Annotated in this window: 5 protein-coding genes; 4 read left to right on the top strand and 1 reads right to left on the bottom strand. The window is 67.5% G+C overall.

What is annotated here, in order from left to right; translation table 11 throughout:
• The first annotated feature begins 226 nt into the window (after positions 1-226).
• Complete coding sequence (locus VXC91_RS42545) at positions 227-481, top strand: integrase core domain-containing protein (protein WP_329512715.1); 255 nt, start codon at positions 227-229, stop codon at positions 479-481.
• Between the two features lie 93 nt (positions 482-574).
• Here VXC91_RS42545 and VXC91_RS42540 read toward each other — a convergent pair whose 3' ends face one another.
• A complete protein-coding gene (locus tag VXC91_RS42540) occupies positions 575-1,828 on the bottom strand; it encodes a hypothetical protein (protein ID WP_329512714.1) in 1,254 nt (417 codons plus the stop codon).
• A gap of 334 nt (positions 1,829-2,162) precedes the next feature.
• Between VXC91_RS42540 and VXC91_RS42535 the strand changes: the two genes are divergently transcribed.
• The 3 genes from VXC91_RS42535 (at position 2,163) to VXC91_RS42525 (ending at position 4,608) form a co-directional block, all read left to right on the top strand.
• On the top strand, positions 2,163-3,230 hold the full coding sequence (locus tag VXC91_RS42535) for an integrase core domain-containing protein (RefSeq protein ID WP_329512713.1): 1,068 nt from the start codon (positions 2,163-2,165) through the stop codon (positions 3,228-3,230).
• Positions 3,231-3,862: 632 nt separating this feature from the next.
• Positions 3,863-4,138, top strand: a complete 276-nt coding sequence (locus VXC91_RS42530; RefSeq protein WP_329512712.1) for a hypothetical protein — start codon at positions 3,863-3,865, stop codon at positions 4,136-4,138.
• Positions 4,135-4,608 carry a hypothetical protein gene (locus VXC91_RS42525; protein WP_329512711.1) on the top strand — a complete coding sequence of 158 codons (474 nt, stop codon included), beginning with the start codon at positions 4,135-4,137 and terminating at the stop codon, positions 4,606-4,608. Before VXC91_RS42530 ends, VXC91_RS42525 begins: the two co-directional genes overlap by 4 nt.
• The last annotated feature ends 100 nt before the right edge of the window (positions 4,609-4,708 follow it).

Genomic DNA, 4,708 nt, shown 5'->3' with positions numbered 1-4,708 from the left:
CGGGCGGCCCAGCGTGGGGCCCGCTTCCCGCAAGGCCGCGACGGCTTGAGCGACCAGCGAAGCGGAACCAAGATCCTCCTTGATCAAGACACCGAACCACGCGGCGTACTCGTCGGTGACCTTGATTGCCCAAGTCAAAACGACTCCTCTCAGCTCCACCAACAGCCACCAATTTAAGGGATGCCTTGAACATCGGCAAGCGTGCCGAACTCGTCGACTTCGCCCGATGAACGCCCACTCCAAGAGGTTCATACGCACCGTACGAGCCGTGTGCACCGACCGACTGCTGGCCCGCAACGAGCAACACCTGCGGCACGTCCTCGCCGAGTACACCAGCCACTACGACACCGGCCGTCCCCACCGAGCACTGCAGCTTCGAGCCCCCTCCGACGACACCAACGTCATCCCGTTCCCCACGCAGCGGATCCAACGCCACGACGTCCCCGGCGGGCTGATCAACGACTACCAGGGCACCGCCTGAGCAGGATCAGCATATTTGGCGAACGCCCAGGTCAGAGCGTGTGCGAGACTTTTGGAACCCTACAGGGATGCGGATGGGGCAACGCGACGGTGGCTACTCGTGGAGCGCAGCAAGGTCGCTGTCCGCGCGGAAGCCCAGGTCCACCTCGAGCGAGGAAGCACCCTCGGCGTAGCTCAGGACGCGCCCGCGATGCCACACCGCCAGCCCGGCACGCTCGGTCAGCCAGGCCGCCACGTCCGGGACGAGCCCGAGCAGCGCCGCGGCGAAGTCGTCGGTGTAGAAGTCGCGGATCGCGGCAGCCCTTAGGGCGATCCGGTGTGGGGAGCAGCCGTAGGACAGCTCGGGAAGTTCGCTCGAGCACCAGCTGTCGGCAAGCTCCCGATAGAGCTCCGCCTCGGTGAGCGGCCCGTCACCGTCACCGACCGAGTAGCTGACGGAAACCGCGTCGGCCCCGGGCCGCTGCTCAGCCCGCCATGCCGCGAATTCGGCGATCCAGGTGTTCTTGTCGACCGGCTGGGCACGGACGGCCGAGGCTGCTTTGCTTTTCCCAGCGATGCCGTCCAGGAAGTCCGTGTGACGCAGCTCCTGGGCGAGGCGGCGGGAACGATGGAACTCCGCGTACTGCGCCTCGGACTCCCCGCCGGGGTGGAAGAAGTCAGGCGGGCCCGGCAGCAGTAGCTCGGCCAGGCGCGGATCGGAGACCGGCTCGAGGACGGCTTCGGCCGAGGTCTCCAGGCCGACTGCCTCCCGCCAGGACGCGAGCGCCTGGTCGGCATCGGCGAAGTACCCGGCGCCGACGGTGTACGCCCGGTCACCGCAGGCGTCGACGTCCCACAGGTACCACCGGTCGGGCCCGTCCGCCCCGGCGAACGGGGCGGTGATCGCGAACCGGGTGCCATAGACATTGCGGCACCACAACGCCGAACCGGTCGGGGAGGTCTCGGCCGAGGCAGCCGAGAGCAGCGCTGCGCGGTCCGGGAGATCCTCAACAGCCTGCTGGGGAGTCTCGGCCGCGGGGTACGGAACGATCCGCGCCAGGGCACACAGCAGTCGCCCGAGCCCGTCCCGTTCCACCAACTCGCCCGCGGCCGCGCCCGTCTGCGAGGCCGCGAGCACGACGGCATCGATCAGGGCCTCGGCCAACTGGTCCGGACTGTAGGACTCGAGGATCTCACGAGCCCCTGCCGCACGCCGCGCGTCATCGGCCGCGTCCTGCGCAGCCAGCACCTGACCCAGACGACGGCACAGCTCGTCCTCGACCCAGGACACCGACCGGCCGGCCGAGACCAGATCGGCGATGACGGGCCGGACATCGCGGGCCGCTGCCGCCATCCTCTTCTTGTCCAACGCACGCCGGTGTTCGGCGAATCCACCGAAAAGGCTCCCGGAAGCCTCCCGCCCGGGGGCGACAACGCGCCGCCCCAGCCTCTCCGCTTCCGCCTCGGCCGCCTGCTCCGCCCGGCGGGCGGGATTACCCGAACGGCCCGCCTTACCGGCAGAACGTGAGGACTTGCTCTTACGCGATTTCGAGATGGCCACAGCCGCCATCCTACGAGCGCCGCGCAGTTGCTCAGGGCACATCACCGGAGGAAGCGGCCCCGTACTGCTTCAAAACCCCTTCACAGTCGCCGACCTCGCCCGATGTGTCCGACCGGACGACCGTCCGGCATCATCGGGGCCTGTGCTCGTACGGATGATCTACCTACTCGCCACCAGGATCTTCGCCTGGCAGGTTCTACTGTGCCGGTCCTCCGCAGCCAAGAACGCCGAGATACTGATTCTCCGGCACAAGGTCGCAGTGCTGCGTCGCCAGATCAATGCCCCGAAGCCGACCTGGCCGGACCGCGCCGTGTTCGCAGCCCTGGCCCGGCTGCTGCCGGGGATCCTGCGCGGCCACCGGATCGTGTCTCCGCGCACCCTGCTCGCCTGGCACCAGCGGCTGGTCAAGGAGAAGTGGACACAGCCAGCATCGCCGGGACGTCCACCGATAACCGAGGAACTGTACAACCTGATCATCCGGCTCGGCGTCCAGAACCCCCGCTGGGGCGCCCGCCGCATCCACGGCGAACTACGCCGTCTCGGCCACAGGATCAGCGCGGCCAGCGTCCGCCGCATCCTGCGCCAGGCCTGCCTGGGACCCGCCCCGAGGCGCCAGTCGATCCGTGGCGAATGGGCGGCGTTCCTCAAAGCCCAGGCCAGCGGCCTGCTCGCAACGGACTTCTTCCACGTGGACACCATCGGCCTGCAGCGCCTGTACGCCTTGTTCGTCATGGAGGTCCGCACCCGCACCGTGCACATCCTCGGCGTCACCGCCCACCCCACCGCCGCCTGGGCCACCCAGCAAGCCCGTCAACTCCTGTGGCAACTCGGCGACCGTGCTGACGAGTTCACCCACCTTATCCGCGACCGCGACACCAAGTTCACCAGCGCGTTCGACGCCGTCTTCGCCAGCGAGGACATCGCCGTGACCAAGATCCCGCGGCGCAGCCCGAACTGCAACCCCCACGCGGAACGCTTCGTGCGCTCCGCGCGGGAGGAGTGCACCGACCGGCTCCTGATCTGCGACCGCGGCCACGCCGAGAAGATCCTCCACGAGTACGCCACCCACTTCAACCGGCACCGGCCCCATCAAGGCCGAGAACAACTCGCCCCCCTCGACGACCCCAACGTCATCCCCCTCCCCGCCACCCGGATCGAACGCCGACAAGCCGTCACCGGCCTGATCAACGAGTACCACCGAGCAAGCTGATCAAGACGTAACGCCGCAGGTCAAACCAGGTGAAGCCATTTTGAGGCACTACGGGTTCGATCCGCTCCCACAACTCGTCCTCGACCTCCCACGGATTGCGCTTCGTATTGCCTGTTGCCGTCACATGCTTCCTTGTCTTGAACCTGCCAACAGCAACGGCAGCTGACCAACCGTCATTCCCTCATTTTGATCTGAGTCCTTAATCCTCTTCGAGCCGAAGCCCCAACAGCGGCCGAAATCCTGCGAGTCCAGCACGCCTGGGCCTCCGCCTGCTGCCTGACTGCGAAAGTCGAGAAGCGACCGAAGAGCCTCATTTCCGAGCGGGACACGGTGCACACCTCTTGATGTGCGGGGAGGACTCAAGGTGTTCACATACTGCTCGGTATCATGTACCGTCACGGCAGACGCGAGGCCAATGAAGGCGCGGGGTCCTGCATGCGACCGCTCATTTGCGCCCCGCGTACACCCCTCGCGGGGGAGCAACGAGGATCAGGGACCCGGTCGTACCTCCGGCGGATCCGAGGCCGCACCCCCGACGAGACACCACAGCCCTGCGGGTGCCGGAAATTGCATCCGCGCAGCTCAGCCCTCGCCTGCTCATGACCCCTCGCCGTCCGGCATGATCGCTACTTGTGCTGGCCCGCTTCGCCTACCTCGCTGTCTCCCACGCCTTCGCAGCGCTGCGGCTGCTGCCGATGACCGACCACGAGAAGGACACCGAGATCCTCGCCCTGCGTCACCAGCTTGCCGTCCTGCACCGGCAACTCGGGTACCAGCGTCCCCGGTTCCGAGCCGAGGACCGGACGTTCCTCGCCGCACTGTTGTCGACGTTGCCCGCGCAACACTGCGCCGGCTCCAGCTCCTGGTCACCCCGGACACCGTCCTGCGCTGGCACCGCAACCTGGTGAAGCACCGTCACGCCCGTGTGAGCGTGAACCGCAGGCCGGGGCGTCCGCACACCCTCGCCTCGATCCGCCGCCTTGTCCTCCGCCTCGCAGCCGAGAACCCCTCCTGGGGCTACCGCCGCATCCACGGCGAACTCGCCCTCCTCGGCATCCGCATGGCGCCCTCTACCCTCTGGGAGATCCTCAAGACCGACAGCATCGAACCCGCCCCGCAGCGGACCACGGCCACCTGGGCAGACTTCCTCCAATCCCAGGCCCAGGCCATCCTCGCAATGGACTTCATCAAGACCGTCACCCTCACCGGCGAGCGCCAGTACATCCTCGCCGCGATCCATCACACCAGTAGGCGCATCCGCGTTCTCGGCACAACCGCCCACCCGACGCACGCCTGGGTCACCCAGGCCGTCCGCAACCTGCTCATGGACCTGGAGGACTCCGGACAACTCGCCGCAGTGAAATTCACACACCCGTGACCGCGACGCCAAGTACCCCGAGCCGATCAACGAGATCCTCAGCGACGCCGGGATCACCACCATGCTGACCGGCGTCCGGATGCAAACCTTCAGCGGGTAA

This window comes from Streptomyces chiangmaiensis (genome assembly GCF_036281785.1).
Lineage (GTDB): Bacteria > Actinomycetota > Actinomycetes > Streptomycetales > Streptomycetaceae > Streptomyces > Streptomyces chiangmaiensis.
The sequence above is the reverse complement of the archived record's forward strand: the minus strand, read 5'-3'. Positions and strand labels throughout refer to the sequence as shown.

What these genes read in the sequence shown, in the direction of transcription:
- VXC91_RS42545 (WP_329512715.1), top strand. Translation starts at nt 227, where the DNA reads ATGAACGCCCACTCCAAGAGGTTCATACGCACCGTACGAGCCGTGTGC.